Below are 15,944 nucleotides of genomic sequence, written 5' to 3'. Positions count from 1 at the left end.
GATCTGTGGTCAGGGATTTATTATTGTTAATAGGCGTGTTTTTTAAGATCGGGTTGTTCAGCTTCGGGGGAGGTCTGACAATGGTCCCGTTATTTATTACGGAGTTTGAAAAACAGGGCTGGATGAGCAGCGACCGGTTCATGGACGTATTGTCACTCGCGCAGATGACACCCGGGGCCATAGCAATGAATTCCGCCACCTATGTCGGAAACAGTGTAGCGGGGATACCGGGAGGTATTGCAGCCACAGGCGCCCTTGCAGCTCCTTCTGTGATTATTATGCTGTTTCTCTCCAGGTTTCTGATGAGGGTGAAGCAACACCCTGTTAAAGATGCCGTTTTCAGAACCCTGAAGCCGGTGACCATTGCCCTTATTTTATTTGCCGGGTTGCAGATTTCGGAAAAAACGTTCTTCGCGGAAAGTTTTACTTCCATTCAGTGGAGAGCTATAGCCATAGGGCTTTTAATAGCCGTTATCCAATACAGGTTTAAAAAGATGAATCCTGTTTTTCTTATTGTGTTATCCTGCATAACGGGGATAATTATCTTGTAGGAAGGGTGTGAAGTTGTAAATGGCTCCTGCCGGGCATTATTAAGAGGTTCTTTCGAATGGCAGGCTGAATATTGTCCCGTTTGTTTCGGGAAGATCAGGGTAAAGGAAGTACATTTGTCGTAATTTTTTTATGGCGATAAGAAGAGTCTGGGATTTTTATTGTTTTTATGGTAAATTTACGGCGGTGAAAATCTATGTTCGAAGGCTGAAGAAGGGACCGGAGGATTTTTTTTGAAAATTAAAACAAAAAAAATGAGTCAGGTATTGCATCGTATAAAAATAGTTGTATTTTTGCATCCGCAATTTGAAATAAAAAATGGTCCGTTCGTCTAGGGGTTAGGACGCCAGGTTTTCATCCTGGTAACAGGGGTTCGATTCCCCTACGGACTACAAGTTCTTTGAAGAGTGAATAATTACAGCGGGAAGCATGGGTGCGGATAGTAGCATTTTATTATCTTTGCGGATGTTTCACTGTTGTGAGCATTCATTTTTTAACTCGGTCCGTTCGTCTAGGGGTTAGGACGCCAGGTTTTCATCCTGGTAACAGGGGTTCGAATCCCCTACGGACTACGAAATTGAAGATGTGCGGTTTCGGGTCGCAATCATTAAACCGGGAGAAGATGTGAAGGTCCGTCCCGTAACAGAAGATTTTAATTATTTTAGATTTAACAGCTAAGGAAAGACAAAATGGCAAATCATAAGTCGGCATTAAAGAGAATAAGAAGGAATGAAGCAGTTCGCCTGAGAAACAGGTATCAGCATAAGACTACGCGTAATGCTATCAAAAAGCTGCGTGGTACCGAAGATAAAAAGGAAGCTGAAACTCTGTTCCCTTCTGTAGTGTCTATGATTGATAAATTGGCCAAGAAGAATATTATTCATGCCAATAAGGCGGCTAATTTAAAATCCAGACTGGCAAAGCATATAGCTACTTTGGCATAAGCTGAAAAGCAAGATATATAAGAATAAGAGGCTGTCTGAAAAGGCGGCCTTTTTTTGTGCTTCCGCGGAGGTAAGTATAACCGGGAAGCCTGTTACATACCCCGGTTATGATTATTACCCAAAAACTCACAAACTAAAAAAGGCCGCCTTAAATAACTTTAAGACGGCCCTGCGTTTGTAGATTTAGCGGTATCTACGGCCTGGACATGACAGGTGTCTTGTACTTCAGGCTTTTCTTTTTCTTATTCCATACCATCTTCCTGATTTTTATCTTGTAATATTCATAACAGATAATGATACCGATAACCAGGGAAGCAATATAAAAAACCATAAAGCCTATTTGCTGGTATACGATACCGGCAAAAATACCTCCGGAAAGATATGAAGTTGCAATAGCGAAAAGGACGCTGGCCCTGGCCCGGAGGCTTTTGTTTTCGCGATACTCTTTTTTGGTGAACATGGAAGTCAGTAATCCCAGGTCGGTGGTAAGGCCGGTAAGGTGTGTTGTTTTGACGGAAAAATTCGAGATACTTGCCGTAAGTCCGTTCTGTATACCCATGGCAAAGAGCATGAGCGCCACAAGGATCTCGGTCTCGTTGAGGGTCTCTTTATAGAAGAACTGTCCGTACGTGCCCACGACCAGTAAACATATGATCTCTATGGTCAGAGGTGCGGCGTGTGCGGCATAAGTGTTTATCCGGTTAAAGTTGATAATAATAAGGTTAGAGCAGAAGTTACCCGCAAAGAACATGAATATCCATGCAAAGACCACAGCTGCCTGGTACCAGTTGCCTTTCGATACTTCTTCGGCCAGTATGGCGTAGTGCCCGGTTACGTTTGAAGTAAACGCAAAAAATATGATAACCGAGGTTACGTTTACCATGCCGGCCGAAAAGGCGGTCAATGAACCTAGTTGAATATTCTCTTTTATGGTCCTGCTGTTATTGAATTTTCTGAGCATAGTCTTTGTGATGGATTTTTTTGAATTTCATCTTTGCAATCCCTTTTGCCTGTAAATCGGTGTTGAAATACAGGATCATTTCATCTTCATTCAATACCTGGAGGTTGTAGTGCTCTGGGGAGGTCTTCTCGTGGTCCAGCTTCAGGATGTTCCCCCTGGACTTCAGTGTCCAGTGCAATGGTGTGGACTTCTCTTCAAGGTGAAGAAGAAGTTTGCCGCCAGGGAGGAATTCCCAGGTTTCTGCCCGGTGGATGACGAGGTCGCGTGTAATCTCATTTTTTACCGTATTACTGATGGCTTTGCTTAGTGAAGCCTCTTTGGCGTCCGGAAGTTTCTCGTATTCCCAGGATACTTCCTGCCATTTGCCCAGGATAACAGTGTCCGGCGCCGGCGACAGTGCTGACATGAGGACGAAAAGGGTCAGGCATCCCCCGAAGGCGAGAAAATAGATAAGCCTTATTTTCGGATTGTATTTTTTCTTCTTCATAGCAATTTTACGGGATTAACAATTTGGCCAGGGTCTCTTCTACGGTGACAGGGGTCCGGTTGCTGTAGGTGACCTCTGTTAATTCCAGGCCGGACTTTTTCAGGTAGGGAAGGAGGTCGAATCCCTTTTTCAGGTAGGGATGCAAAGACTCGGGATCATCCGGAACATAGGCTTTGTCAATACCGTTTCCTTCAAGGAAGTTATCAAAGGCACTTTGGTTCCTTCCGTAAAAAATGTCCGTGCGTAAAGTATTTATTCTGGAGAAATACCGGTTCTTTAAAATCCCTTTCGCCTCTACGAAACTCTTGCTTTCCAGGGAAGTAATGAGTTTGCCTTTGGAGAAAAATACCAGTTCGGATATGGAATTCGGAAGGGATTTTCCGTAAACAAGGATGAGGTTCAGCTTTCCTTCTTCATTTTCAATGGCCTTTTTTAAAAGGATAAGGGAGTCCACGGTGAAGTCGGTAGGTACCAGAATGTTTTTCATAGCAATGCTTTTTTTTCGTTACTGAGCAAAGCTATGTCTGCCGTTTTAGAACGGTCTTAGAACCAAATTAAAATCAGATTAGAATTTGTGTACCGGAAGTTTTATCTCTACGGTTGTTCCCCGGTTTTCGGTAGAGAAGACCGTAAGGACGCCATTGTGCATTTCAACAACATTTCTGGCCAGCGGAAGGCCTATGCCGTAACCGTGATAGTGGCCGGTATTTGAAGCCCTGAAAAACGGGTCGTAGATATATTGCATTTCCTGCTCGGGAATACCTATTCCCTGATCTTTGATAATGATAATAACATGGTCGTTGGAGACGCCGAGGGCGACCTTAACGTCTTTGTTGTCCGAATATTTGCACGCATTCATCAGCACGTTGGAAACGGCCAGGTGCAGTAATTGTTTATTCCCTTTTATATTGAGTTTTTCCGAAGTTTCCGGCAGGAGGTCGAAGTCTATATGGATCTGGCAGTTGGGGTATATTTTATGGATGGTCTGTTCGGCGTCCATAATGAGCTGGTCAATACGCATAAGTTCGAACTTTTGCACTTTGCCGTTATAACCGGTCTGGGCGAGGAGCAGTAACGCCTCGGTCTTTTTACTTAATTTTTCGGCATCTTCCAGGATATTGCCGAGAGCATGGCGGTATTCTTCCGTACTGCGCTCTTTTGCAAGGGTAACATCTGCCTCTCCTATAATAGAGGTCAGCGGCGTGTTTAATTCGTGAGAGGCATTGCTGATAAAATTCTTTTGGGTTTCAAAAGAAGTTTCGAGCCGGTTGAGCATATCGTTAAAGGTAAGGGTGAGGCTTTTGAGCTCTTCGTTGTTGTTAGGGACCTCCAGTCGCAGGTGCATGTTTTCCGTACTTATTTCCCGCATTTTTTCAATAATGTTCTGTACGGGGCGGAATATGAGTTTGGAGAACAGGTAAGCGAAAGACGCAATGATAATTATGGAAATAAGCAAGGCAATGATCAGCAGGTTTTTCAGGTAGGCATTATGGTGGGTGCTGTAGTAGTTTTGTGCGGAGACTATCACCAGGTAATCCTTGCCTCGTGTCTGGTACCGTATACCGGAAAAGTAGGTGTTATTGCGATTGTAAAAGCCTTTGCCGTTACGCAGCACCTCTTCTATGAAATGTAAAGGGACACCGAGCTTTCTGGCTTTGGCCCGGGGCTCAACGCCCGAAATATCCGCTATATTGATTTTTTCATTGGGTAACTTCTCCAGGAACTCCTGGCGTATTTCCCGGAGTACATCACTGTCCTGCTGGTGTTCCAGTTCAATTTTTGCAGCAGTAATAGCCCGTATTTCCAGTCTTTTATAAAAATCGATATAAGAATAATTCTCTATGGAAAAATAGATGAAGCCACTGAAGATCAAGATGTAGCCCAGTGTCAGGACAGTAAGGGACAATATAATTTTATTTCGTGTGTTCATCGTTCTCTTTTAATACATATCCCATGCCTATGATGGTATGAATAACACGTGGTTTGCTGTTTTTTTCCAGTTTTTTCCTCAGGTAATTTACATATACGTCTACCACATTGGTACCGATGTCGAAATTAACGCCCCATACATGTTCCAGGATATCCGTGCGCGACAGGACGCGAAAAGGATTTTTAAGGAACATGAGGAGCAGGCGGTATTCCGTAGAGGTCAGGTTGATGTCTTCTTTATTCCGGGTAACGGTTTTGGTGGTATCGTTTACCAGAATGTCGGCAAACCTGTATATGGCTTCTTCTTTTACAAACCTGCTCTCGTAATTTTCGGAGCGCCTCAGCAAACTCTTTATCCGGGCTATCAACTCGATGAATTTGAAGGGTTTTACGAGGTAGTCATCTGCTCCGCTGTCAAGTCCGAGGGCTATGTTTTCGGCGCTGCCCAGTGCCGTTAAAAACAATATGGGGATGTGCTGGTTGTTCTGTCGCACTTTTTTGCAGATATCAAGACCGTTGAGGTCCGGGAGCATGATATCCAGGATCAACAGGTCGAATGTGGCAGATTGTGCCCATTCCAGTCCCTGTTTACCGGTCATGGCAACGGTCATTTCACACCCTTCTTCGGTCAACCCGCGATTGATGAAGGAGCAGACCTTGCTGTCGTCTTCTACAAGCAATATTTTTTTTCCACGTGGCATTATCTTCTTTTTATATGAGAATGTGTAGGGTGCAGGAGTTTTTGACCTGTACGGGAGCACATACCAAAATGTTTTCCGCCTATAAAAATAGGGGATTCCCGCTTAAATTAAAATCTGTAATGCAATCCTTTGCCCGGAAAGTGGGTTTTTTAGCTGTTCCAGTCCCAGATAACAATGTCCCATTCCGTATTGTCGGGGGCGGAATACCTGTGAAGCCGGTGAAAACCTATTCGTTGATGCGCTTTTATCGATCTCTGGTTCACGGCCAGTATTTCTGTGAGGATATAAGGGTGGACATCTTTGTAGGCATCACGGTATTGTCGATAGAGATTATCAAATATTCCCTGTCCGCGATATGCTTTGTCAACACATACCTGCCCGGAAACGATATAATCCGTTTCTTTGAGGGAGGTATCGTTGTACGACAATTTATCGATAGTGTTGAACATGGGGATGAGCACGGGGATATCTTTCTTGAATTTTTTTGTCATGGCCAAGCAGTAACCGATTACCTTGTTCCCGTCCCGGGCTATTATACTGGGAGCTTCCGTATTCATGCGCCTCAACAGGTCCCGGTCATGGCGTACCGTAACAAAACCCTGGCTTGCAGCTTCTTCAGAAGAAAGAGCTTCTATAAAGTTCTTTTTTTGCAGTTCAAGGATCCCTTCCAGGTCCGCTTCGGATTTTGCAAGGTCAAATTGTATCATGCGAAGATATTTAAAAACGGATGTAAAGATATTTGAAAAATAAAATCCCAAAGGGTAAACAAGTAGATTTTAACCTTTGGGATTTATGTATTTTCCGGCGGAACGGAATTCCTGTTACTGGTTCATCGTGAGCAGGAACTCTTCGTTGTTCGCAGTCCGTTTTATACGGCTGTCCATGAATTCCATGGCTTCTACCGGGTTCATGTCTGCCAGGTATTTTCGCATGATCCACATACGCTGTATGGTGTTTTCGTCCAGTAACAGGTCGTCTCTCCTGGTGCTGGAAGAAATAAGGTCAATAGCAGGGAATATCCTTCTGTTGGCGATGCGCCTGTCGAGCTGGAGTTCCATGTTACCGGTCCCTTTGAATTCTTCGAATATTACCTCGTCCATTTTAGAGCCTGTTTCCGTAAGTGCGGTGGCAATGATGGAAAGAGATCCGCCGCCTTCGATGTTTCGTGCGGCTCCGAAGAAACGCTTGGGCTTGTGCAGGGCATTGGCATCCACACCACCGCTCAGTACTTTTCCGCTGGCAGGTTGTACGGTGTTGTATGCCCTGGCCAGACGGGTGATGGAATCGAGAAGGATGACTACATCATGGCCGCATTCTACCAGTCTTTTGGCTTTTTCGAGGACAATGTTCGCTACTTTTACGTGCCTGTCTGCGGGTTCGTCAAAGGTAGAGGCGACAACTTCACCGTGTACACTTCGCTGCATGTCGGTAACTTCTTCCGGACGTTCGTCAATGAGCAACACCAGCAGGTATACCTCCGGGTGGTTGGCAGCTATGGCATTGGCAATATCTTTAAGCAGCATGGTCTTACCTGTTTTCGGTTGGGAAACGATCATACCCCGTTGTCCTTTTCCTATAGGAGAAAAGAGGTCGACGATCCGGGTGGAAACGGTACTTTGCTTTTCTGCGAGTTTGAATTTCTCATCCGGGAAAAGCGGGGTCAGGTGCTCAAATGATACGCGGTCCCTCACTACCTGGGGCGCCAGACCATTGATTTTGGTCACCCGTATAAGCGGGAAATATTTTTCTCCTTCTTTCGGGGGACGAATGGTACCGAGCACAGTGTCGCCGGTTTTTAACCCGAACAATCGTATTTGAGACTGTGAAACATAAATATCATCCGGAGAAGAAAGGTAGTTGTAATCAGATGAGCGGAGAAAGCCGTAACCGTCCTGCATGATGTCCAGGACACCTTCGCTTTCCACGATACCGTCAAATTCGAAATCGGGATCCTTGTACCGGTTCTTTTTCTCCTTGTCAAAATTCTCTTTGTTATACGAAGGATGACTGGCGGTATTTCCTTTTTTCTGGTGCTGTTGTCCCTTGGGATTGTATTCCTTTTTCTTGTCTTTGGTCTGGATGTTGTCCGGCTCTTCCTGTTTCTCGTCCCGCTGTTTCTCGTCCCGCTGTTTTTCGTCCCGCGGGCTTTTTGTCACGGCCTGGGGCGGATTGTTTTTCTGGGGTGCAGGTTCGGGAGAGGGTTTTTCTTTGCTGTCCGTTTTTTCCTGTATCGCTTTAGCCTTGGGAGTTTCCTGAGAAGTCTTTTTTATTCTTGCTCTGCGTGTTTTTCTCTCTTTGGGGGCGGTTTCCCCGTTATTTGAAGAAGGGGAAGAAGTTTTTTGTTCTGTAACAGTCTTGGGGTTTGCAGCCTGTACATCCAGAATCTGATAGATCAGGTCCATCTTTTTAAGTGTTCTGAATTTAGGAACATTTAAATCTTTAGCAATTTCCTGTAATTCAGTTAATTTCTTTCCTTTTAAATCTGAAATGTCAAACATTGAAATGTTAAATAAGTTAATTAATTCTTTTGAAGTGCTCTGTTAAGTCCGATTTGTATGTTTTGGGATGAGCATCAAAGTGAAAAAAAAATCGAAGTCAAACGAACCTTGTTTTGAGTGGGTTACGAATGGATACCGCAATATTACAAATTTATTTTTATAAACGGAACGTATTTTTTAAAAAGAACTCTTATTTTTGCCCATATTTCAGGTAGAAAGATGTTACAGAGAATACAGAGCATATATTTATTAATTGTGTTTTTGGTGAGTGCGGTTCTGCCTTTTGTAGTATCTTTGTGGAAAGACGGAGAAGGTAATGCCGTATATGCTGCGGGAGAATTGTGGGTGCTGATGGGTTTTATGGTCATAGCATCATTGGCTCTTATATCCGTTTTGATGTTCAGGAACAGAAAAAATCAATTTGTGCTTAACAGATTGAACATGATATTAAACTTAATTTTACTAGGAGTATTTGCGTATCGGTCGCTAAATCTATCCGGAGAAAGTAATATTTCAGAGAAGGGTATTGGGATATTTATTCCTGTAGTTTCTATCGTTTTTTTAGTGTTGGCCAATAAGGCTATAAAAAAGGATGAAGATCTCGTAAAATCAGTAGACCGGTTGCGATAAACCTGAAATCTTAGTAGTATTAGTGCGTAAAAGACCCGTCTGTATATTTGCAGGCGGGTTTTTTTGTGAGTACCTGCGAAGGGTAAAAAAGGATCATTCCCATTTGTTGTGGACTACGCAAAAATCAGGGATTTCCATATCTGTTTATACACGTTTGGCCGTTTTAGTATATAAACCCGCCTGTAACCGGAAAACTCCGCACCTTTTGTGCCTGATGTATTATTTCTTTCCCAGTTCTACAATTTCCAGTTCTTTGATCTGGTCCTTGTCTATTTGAAAGCGGAGCATGGTACGCACCTGGTGGAAACCGTATTTCCCTGCGGCACCCGGATTCATGTGCAGTAGGTCCAGTTTCTTGTCGTAAATAACCTTGAGGATATGAGAATGCCCGCAGATAAACAGTTTAGGCGGATTTTTACGTATTTCTTCGCGGATCCTCTGGTCGTACTTCCCGGGATATCCCCCGATATGGGTAATCCACACATCCACATCTTCACACATAAAACGGTTGTTTTCGGGGAATTCCTTTCTGGCTTCGGCATCGTCAATATTGCCATAGACGGCACGGAGCGGAGCTGTTTTTTTCAGCGTATCGGTAACCGCGAGATTTCCGATGTCGCCGGCATGCCATACCTCGTCAGCTTCCCTGGCGTATTTCAGGATTGTGTTGTCTATATGGCTGTGGCTGTCCGATAAAAGCAGTATCCTGGTCATCTGGTGTATATTAAGAACTAAAAAAACAGGCGTAAGCCTAACTTCATGCTTCCGGCTTCGTACTTCATATCGTTTCTTCCTCGGCCATAAACTGCACTTCGTATAGGTTTTTGTAGTAACCGTCATCTTTTTTGAGAAGTTCACGGTGAGTGCCGGACTCTACCACTTTCCCGGTATCCATGACAAGTATTTTGTCTGCTTTTTTAATCGTGGCCAAACGATGTGCAATTACGATGGATGTCCTTTTTTCAGTAATTTTTTCGGTAGCGTTCTGGATGAGCTTTTCCGAATGGGAATCTACGGATGACGTGGCTTCGTCCAATACGAGGATATCCGGATTGCTCACATAGGCACGCAGAAAGGCAATAAGCTGGCGCTGACCGCTGGATAGCATGGTACCCCTTTCCTTTACGTTGTAGTGATACCCGCCGGGAAGGCTCATGATAAAATCGTGAATCCCTATTTCTTTTGCGGCATTATGTACCTGTTCTTCGGTTATTTCCGGGTTTTTCAGGGTAATGTTGTGCAATATGGTATCGGCAAAGAGGAATACATCCTGCAGGACCACGGCTATACGTCCCCTGAGGGAGTTTAGGGTATAGTCCTTTATGTTGACATCGTCAATGCGGATTTCGCCGGAATTTATTTCGTAGAAACGGTTTAATAAATTTATGATGGTGGATTTTCCTGCCCCGGTAGCGCCCACGATGGCTATGGTCTGGCCGGCGGTTACATCGAATGATATGCCATGGAGGACTTCTTCATCCTGCAGATAACCGAAATGTACATCCCGGAAACGGATATTTCCCCGGAGATTTTCCGCTGTGATATTGCCTTTGTCTTCTATGGAACTATCCGTGTCCAGTATGCCGTATACGCGATTCGCGGCAACCATTCCCATTTGAAGGGTGTTGAATTTGTCCGCTATTTGCCGTAAGGGACGGAAGAGCATTTGTGACATTTCGATAAACATAAAAATGCTTCCGAGTTCCAGGTCATCGCCTGCAATAGTACGCAGGCCGCCGTACCATACGACAAGTCCTATGGTGACCGATGAGGCGAGTTCCGCAACTGGAAAAAAGATGGAGTTGTACCATACGGTCTTAAGCCATGCTTTTTTATGCTTTTGGTTGATCTCCGTAAATTTTTCGTATTCCGTATCTTCACGGGTGTACAACTGTACGATCTTCATTCCTGAAATGCGTTCCTGAACAAAAGAATTGAGGTTCGCCACCTGGGCTCTTACATCGGTAAATGCTACTTTCATGGCCTTCTGGAACAGGCGGGTAGCGTAGAGTATAACGGGCAAAACGGAAAATACAATCAGAGAGAGTTTCCAGCTGGTAAACAGCATAACGGTGGCTACCACAAACATTTGGAGCAGGTCGCTGACGATCATGAAAAGGCCCTGGCTGAAAATTTCCCCTATACGTTGCATGTCACTTACGGCACGTGTGACGAGTATCCCTATGGAGGAGTTGTCGTAATACTTCATTTTAAATTGAAGCATGTGCCGGAAAAGCTGTATCCGGATGTCTTTTATGATAGACTGTCCCAGCCAGTTGGCATAATAAATAAAGGCCAGCTGGCTGATAACCCCGCACAGGAGAACTACCAGCATGAGGATGGTGAACTGCAGGAGTCCCCCGTAATCCTTATGTGTTATGTAGTCGTCTACCGTTATTTTAAGCAGGTAAGGCCTGGCAACGGCAAACAAAGATACCAGGATGGCGGCAAAAGCCACACCGTAAAAGGTGATTTTGTATTGACGGGCATGTTCCATAAGTCTTTTGAAAAGACTTAAGTCGAAAGCTGATCCTTTATTGTTGCTCATTGCTGTTTCACGTTAAGGCAGAAAAAAAGTAACGTTTTTCTATTGCCTGTTTTCACCTGTCCCCGTATATACTGCCGCATACTTCATTTCCGTACGTAATGATATCGGGGTCAGGGAGTTTTAGACTTTGATGTATTGTATGGTTTTTGGTTTTCCCTGTCCGTTATGTAAGGGTATTGAATTTTTGTTAAATATAAACCATGTGCCGGAACTGACACACCGGCTTCACTTCTATTTTTGCTTTCTAAGATTTTTTTAACGTTTTCCTCCTGTAATTTCCCCTGGCCTACTTCGAGCAGGGTGCCTACAACGGCCCTTACCATATTGCGAAGGAACCGGTCTGCTGTTATTGTGAACAGCAGGTTATCTCCCATTCGTTTCCACTCGGCGTTTTCAATGGTACAGAAATAGGTCCTGACATCGGTTTTTGATTTGGAAAAACATTGAAAATCTTTATGGCCGAGTAAGATTTTTGCAGCACTGTTCATCTTTTTTACATCCAGCGGATACCTGTAATAGAAGGATAATCCTGTGAGAAAAGGGTCTTTAAAAGAATTGATCCGGTATTCGTAAGAACGTGAAGTGGCATCAAAACGTGCATGGGCGTTCTCTTCAACCGGAAAAATACGGTATATGGCAATATCCCCCGGCAAAAGAGAATTGAGTTTATGCACCAGTATACCGGCAGAAATTTCCGTTTGCGTATCGAAGTGAGCAAACATTTGCCTGGCATGTACGCCGGTATCTGTTCTGCCCGCCCCGGTAATGCTAACCTGTTCCTGCAATAGTAAGGAAAGAGCCTTTTCTATTGTTTCCTGCACCGTGCCCGCATTGGGTTGCTTCTGCCAGCCGTGATAAGCCTTTCCGTAATATGATAGTTCTATAAAGTAACGCAAAGGAAGTTCTTTTTTGAAGATACAAAGATAGGAAGTTATTCCGTTACGGGCTTAGCGGTTCGTTTCTGAACTGTTTTTATGGGATAAAAAGCATATTTTGTTTAGCTGAGATCCTCTTTGATAATGTTGATAAGCTCTTCCGTATTGTTGTAAAGGGTAAACTGGCCGTCTTTGATATATGAGATCTGCCCGGTTTCTTCGCTGATAACAAGAACAACAGCATCCGTTTTGTCGGTGATTCCGATGGCTGCCCGGTGGCGGAGCCCGAAACGGAGCGGGATGCTTCTTTCGTTGGAGACCGGGAGCACGACGCGGGTGGCCACAATATAATTGCCTTCTATGATCGCTGCCCCGTCGTGGAGAGGGCTGTTTTTGTAAAAGATACTTTCTATGATAGGCCCCGTTATTTTTATGTACATATTGTCCCCCGTGTTCTTAACAAAATCCAGGGGAGTATTGCGTTCAATAACGAGAAGTCCGCCGGTCCTGGTACTTCCGAGTTTTTCGCAGGCAGCGACAAGTACCTCTACATTGGTCTTGACATCAAAATTGTCGTCCCGGAAAAATTTGAAATATTTTTTGAGATTTTTCCGATTGGCGAGATTTGTGGAGCCAATGGTGAGAAGGAACTTTCGTATTTCCTGTTGAAAAAGGACAATAAGAGCAAAAAAACCGACACTCATGAAACTGCCGAAAATATTGCTCATCATATGCATCTGCAGTTCTTTGGTAATCCGCCATATCAGGTAGATAATACCGAAACCGATGAATATATTCACAGCGACGGTGCCTCTTACCAGTTTGTATATGTAGTATAACAAAAAGGCAAAGAGTACAATATCTATGATATCTATGATTTTAAAGTCGAGAAAATCGAATATTTTCAAGGTCCTGCTTTTAGTGTAAATTTAGCAAAAAAATATGCGAAGGAACAAGAGAAAGACGAAAAGAAGTCTCTGCGGATGGGATATCGGGCCGAAAAGCTGTAAACGAGGTAAGGTGCCGGGTCTGTTTGCATAAGAAGAAACGGAATTTGCTACGCTCTGTTTTGGAGATGGTGAGATGATGGTGGGGTATTCTGAGTAAATGCAGACCTTTCAAAAGTTATCCGATGCCGCTCTGGACTGCCGGTTTTAAAACAGGGTTGTCAAAAAAAACTAATATAATTGTATTTAATGTGTTATTTTGAAGGGGATGGTATTGCTTATGGTGGGAAAAGAGAAGTGGTCTTATTTCCGTTGTATTGAAGAGGGGAATTGGAAGTGTATAATGTATATTTATTTAAATATGGTTTTTTATAAATATTAGTTATTTCATTAAATCCCCAGCTTTTAAATCTGTATTTTGTGTTACAAAATTTTCCGGGGTATTTTTGGATGGAGGTATTAGGGCTCATTTCAGCCGGTATTTTTATTTTAATGATATCAGAGGTCTGAAATTCACAAAACGCGCTTATTTCTCATTTAGTGAGTCTGTTTTTTAAGCATGAATAAGTTTTTGTTATAAACGACAAACCTTTTATACTTTTTTTCTATAGACTGAACTGTGAAAAAGTACAGGTTTGCACTTTTTCACAGCAAAATCATATTAAGGAATATGATGACTCCCTGTGGAAAAAACACCGGTCTTTTCAGGTTACGGGAGACTATATTTTTGTTATTGGATAACCGGTTCTTCTATAAAGGAATAACTCAGTTTGGCTTTTACCTCCCAGATTTCCGCAATTTCATCCGTATGGATTTTTATTTCCTGGGGTATCATTTTGTTGTCGTTAATTAGGAGCAACTCGTCGGGAGAATCATAAAGTGTCCGGACCCTGTTTATAAAAATACCTCTTATTTTGCTGATAATCACATAGTTTTTATTGTCTGCTATGGTTTCGGAAGGGTTCAGTTGCTTTGCTATTACAATGGAATTATCCTCAAGGGTAGGATACATCATATTTCCTGTCACCTGAAAGGCTCTCATGTTTTCCCCGCTGATAAAAGGAAAGTTGTATTTAGGGATACTGTTAATGAAAGAATCTTCCCCCAGGTGGTGTACGTACTGATATTGGTACTCTCTTGTTACAACACTTATATTCTTGTTGTAATTGTTTTTTTCTACTTCCATGACCGTATTACCATCGTAAAAAACCTCGTTGAGATCAATGCCGTAAGCTTCACAAACTGAAACTATAAGCTCGTAATCCATGCTGTTTCTTTTCTTCCAGGTGGATATGGTGTTGGGTTTTACATCAAGGATATTCGCAAGATCAATATTTGTCTTAATTTGTAAGTGTTTTTTTAACTTATCTAAAATAAAAGTCGCATTAGGAGATTTTTTTTCTTGCGTATTCGCGTAATGATACCTATATTTGGGAGTGTTTAACATTTGTTTATGATTTTTTGTACTCATATTGAGAAACATCGGCTATACGCTTCTCAATGAGTGGGTTCTACAAAAAAATTAAATACAGGTTGGTTGATATAGTTGTTTGTAGCGGTAAGGTTAAGACAGTTGTTTGGGTGTTCGGGGCATTTTTTATTAAAAAATTCTCTTTTTGTAATAACTATAACTGTTTTTAGGGGGAATTATTGTTCAAACTGGCTGCAAATAACATGTTAAAACAGGAGTGTAAGAAAAAAACTCGTTGAAAGCGACGAAAAAATCGTTCTTCTGTTTCTAAGTGGTTAGTAAAAAGGTGTTTATATGTATTGGTGAATTGAAGTGCTGACGATTTCGTGTTATTTATGGAATCGAATGCAGACAGAACTAAATAATAGCTATGGTGGAAAATTACTTTCGTTATAATTGTCGGTCAATAAATAATAAAGAGGTGCATTCTCCGAATGTGAATGGCTCGGACCTCTTTTATCCCTGTTTGGTTCTTTCCTCAGATTGCAATCTACCCCCGCTTTTAATTAAAAAATATACGAACCGAAACGTTTTGTCCGGTCTGGGACCGGAAGATGTTTTTGCGTCTGACGTGTGGTCGGATACTGCGAATAAAGAAAGCGGTTGTCCTGTTGCACGCTGCGATTTTCGCAAACGTGTGAACGCGTTAGAGAATAGTATTGTTTAACAGTTATTGTGTTCTCGATAGAGGTATTTATTCTAGTTTAACTTGAAACCCTGTTCTATGTACAAGAAAACTACTCAGAAGAGTAAGGTCAATGTGTTGTTTTTTCTTTTTGCCTTCTCTTTGATTGTGTTAAAATCTACCCTTGGTTTTGCGCAGCAAAGTCCTTTCCATGCCGATAATCAGGAATGGAATAAGGATGTTTCGTGTCTTGCATGTCAAGTGGCTAACCCGGAATTTTCCGTGGATACCGACCCTGATAATTATGCGGCGCTTAATGCGTCCTTTGGTATCGCGGGAGGTATCTGGCAGGACCTGGCTTTTCCCTTTGGGGGATTGGAAGGTGATGCTGTGGAAGTAGAGATCGGTATTGGCGGAGGCCTTGCGGATTTCTCCGTACTTGGCGGGCTCACCCTGGAAAGTTTTAACGGTACTGCTGCCAATGGAGATGGGGTATCCCTGTCGGATCTTGTCAATATTAAGTTAGTTCCCGGTACTACGGACCGTTATATGGTGACATTTGTTGCTGGTGCGGATTTTGACCGCGTTCGTGTGAAATTTGCGGCAATAGCTTCTGCACTTACCAACGTCCGTGTTTACGGTGCCAGGCTTCGTTACGGAGCACCGGCGGTATCCGGAAATATTGCAGAACCCGGGGCTTCGGCTAATCTCCAACTGTCACCTGTAGGTGCCGGCGACAGCATTGAGTGGTTTGCAAATAAGGAAGGTGGGACTCCCAT

General features: G+C 43.1%; 16 protein-coding genes and 2 tRNA genes. 6 read left to right on the top strand and 12 right to left on the bottom strand.

What is annotated here, in order from left to right:
• The first annotated feature begins 5 nt into the window (after positions 1-5).
• The 4 genes from ED312_RS16390 (at position 6) to rpsT (ending at position 1,493) form a co-directional block, all read left to right on the top strand.
• Positions 6-551, top strand: coding sequence for a chromate transporter (locus ED312_RS16390; RefSeq protein WP_206363272.1), 546 nt, complete (start codon positions 6-8; stop codon positions 549-551).
• A 318-nt stretch (positions 552-869) separates the two neighbouring features.
• Positions 870-941 (top strand) — tRNA-Glu (locus tag ED312_RS16385).
• Positions 942-1,049: 108 nt separating this feature from the next.
• Positions 1,050-1,121 (top strand) — tRNA-Glu (locus ED312_RS16380).
• A 117-nt stretch (positions 1,122-1,238) separates the two neighbouring features.
• A complete protein-coding gene (gene rpsT / locus ED312_RS16375) occupies positions 1,239-1,493 on the top strand; it encodes a 30S ribosomal protein S20 (RefSeq protein ID WP_123217103.1) in 255 nt (84 codons plus the stop codon).
• Positions 1,494-1,686: 193 nt separating this feature from the next.
• On the opposite strand, the gene ED312_RS16370 is transcribed toward rpsT, so the two are convergent.
• From ED312_RS16370 to rho, 7 genes are all read right to left on the bottom strand, one after another.
• Positions 1,687-2,454, bottom strand: coding sequence for a YoaK family protein (locus ED312_RS16370; protein WP_123217102.1), 768 nt, complete (start codon positions 2,452-2,454; stop codon positions 1,687-1,689).
• The gene (locus ED312_RS16365; protein WP_206363271.1) at positions 2,435-2,941 is read right to left on the bottom strand and encodes a hypothetical protein; all 507 of its coding nucleotides are present in this window, start codon (positions 2,939-2,941) and stop codon (positions 2,435-2,437) included. The genes ED312_RS16370 and ED312_RS16365 overlap by 20 nt, the downstream gene beginning before the upstream one ends.
• 7 nt (positions 2,942-2,948) lie before the next feature.
• Positions 2,949-3,428, bottom strand: coding sequence for a hypothetical protein (locus ED312_RS16360; protein WP_123217101.1), 480 nt, complete (start codon positions 3,426-3,428; stop codon positions 2,949-2,951).
• Positions 3,429-3,506: 78 nt separating this feature from the next.
• The gene (locus tag ED312_RS16355; protein WP_123217100.1) at positions 3,507-4,871 is read right to left on the bottom strand and encodes a HAMP domain-containing sensor histidine kinase; all 1,365 of its coding nucleotides are present in this window, start codon (positions 4,869-4,871) and stop codon (positions 3,507-3,509) included.
• Positions 4,855-5,571, bottom strand: a complete 717-nt coding sequence (locus ED312_RS16350) for a response regulator transcription factor (protein WP_123217099.1) — start codon at positions 5,569-5,571, stop codon at positions 4,855-4,857. Before ED312_RS16350 ends, ED312_RS16355 begins: the two co-directional genes overlap by 17 nt.
• Positions 5,572-5,720: 149 nt before the next feature.
• Positions 5,721-6,278, bottom strand: coding sequence for a GNAT family N-acetyltransferase (locus tag ED312_RS16345; RefSeq protein ID WP_123217167.1), 558 nt, complete (start codon positions 6,276-6,278; stop codon positions 5,721-5,723).
• 114 nt (positions 6,279-6,392) lie between these two features.
• Positions 6,393-8,069 carry a transcription termination factor Rho gene (gene rho, locus ED312_RS16340; RefSeq protein ID WP_123217098.1) on the bottom strand — a complete coding sequence of 559 codons (1,677 nt, stop codon included), beginning with the start codon at positions 8,067-8,069 and terminating at the stop codon, positions 6,393-6,395.
• A gap of 219 nt (positions 8,070-8,288) precedes the next feature.
• Here rho and ED312_RS16335 point away from each other — a divergent pair, with 219 nt between their 5' ends.
• Positions 8,289-8,699 (top strand): DUF4293 domain-containing protein, encoded by a 411-nt coding sequence (locus ED312_RS16335; protein ID WP_123217166.1) that lies wholly within the window; start codon positions 8,289-8,291, stop codon positions 8,697-8,699.
• 219 nt (positions 8,700-8,918) lie between these two features.
• Here the strand turns inward: ED312_RS16335 and ED312_RS16330 are convergent, their stop codons facing one another.
• The 5 genes from ED312_RS16330 to ED312_RS16305 form a co-directional block, all read right to left on the bottom strand.
• The gene (locus tag ED312_RS16330; protein WP_123217097.1) at positions 8,919-9,413 is read right to left on the bottom strand and encodes a metallophosphoesterase family protein; all 495 of its coding nucleotides are present in this window, start codon (positions 9,411-9,413) and stop codon (positions 8,919-8,921) included.
• Positions 9,414-9,477: 64 nt separating this feature from the next.
• Entirely contained in the window at positions 9,478-11,247 is a 1,770-nt protein-coding gene (locus ED312_RS16325; protein WP_123217096.1) for an ABC transporter ATP-binding protein, read from the bottom strand.
• 110 nt (positions 11,248-11,357) lie between these two features.
• The gene (gene truA, locus ED312_RS16320; RefSeq protein WP_123217095.1) at positions 11,358-12,143 is read right to left on the bottom strand and encodes a tRNA pseudouridine(38-40) synthase TruA; all 786 of its coding nucleotides are present in this window, start codon (positions 12,141-12,143) and stop codon (positions 11,358-11,360) included.
• 101 nt (positions 12,144-12,244) lie between these two features.
• Complete coding sequence (locus tag ED312_RS16315) at positions 12,245-13,030, bottom strand: diadenylate cyclase (RefSeq protein ID WP_123217094.1); 786 nt, start codon at positions 13,028-13,030, stop codon at positions 12,245-12,247.
• 769 nt (positions 13,031-13,799) lie between these two features.
• Positions 13,800-14,516 (bottom strand): LexA family transcriptional regulator, encoded by a 717-nt coding sequence (locus ED312_RS16305; protein ID WP_170164540.1) that lies wholly within the window; start codon positions 14,514-14,516, stop codon positions 13,800-13,802.
• A gap of 748 nt (positions 14,517-15,264) precedes the next feature.
• Here ED312_RS16305 and ED312_RS16300 point away from each other — a divergent pair.
• Positions 15,265-15,944, top strand: a 680-nt coding sequence (locus ED312_RS16300) for a hypothetical protein (protein ID WP_148044320.1), incomplete at its 3' end; no start/stop codon positions are given.

Origin of the sequence: Sinomicrobium pectinilyticum (assembly GCF_003725735.1) — a bacterium.
Lineage (GTDB): Bacteria > Bacteroidota > Bacteroidia > Flavobacteriales > Flavobacteriaceae > Sinomicrobium > Sinomicrobium pectinilyticum.
This window is presented reverse-complemented; position numbering and strand designations above follow the sequence as displayed.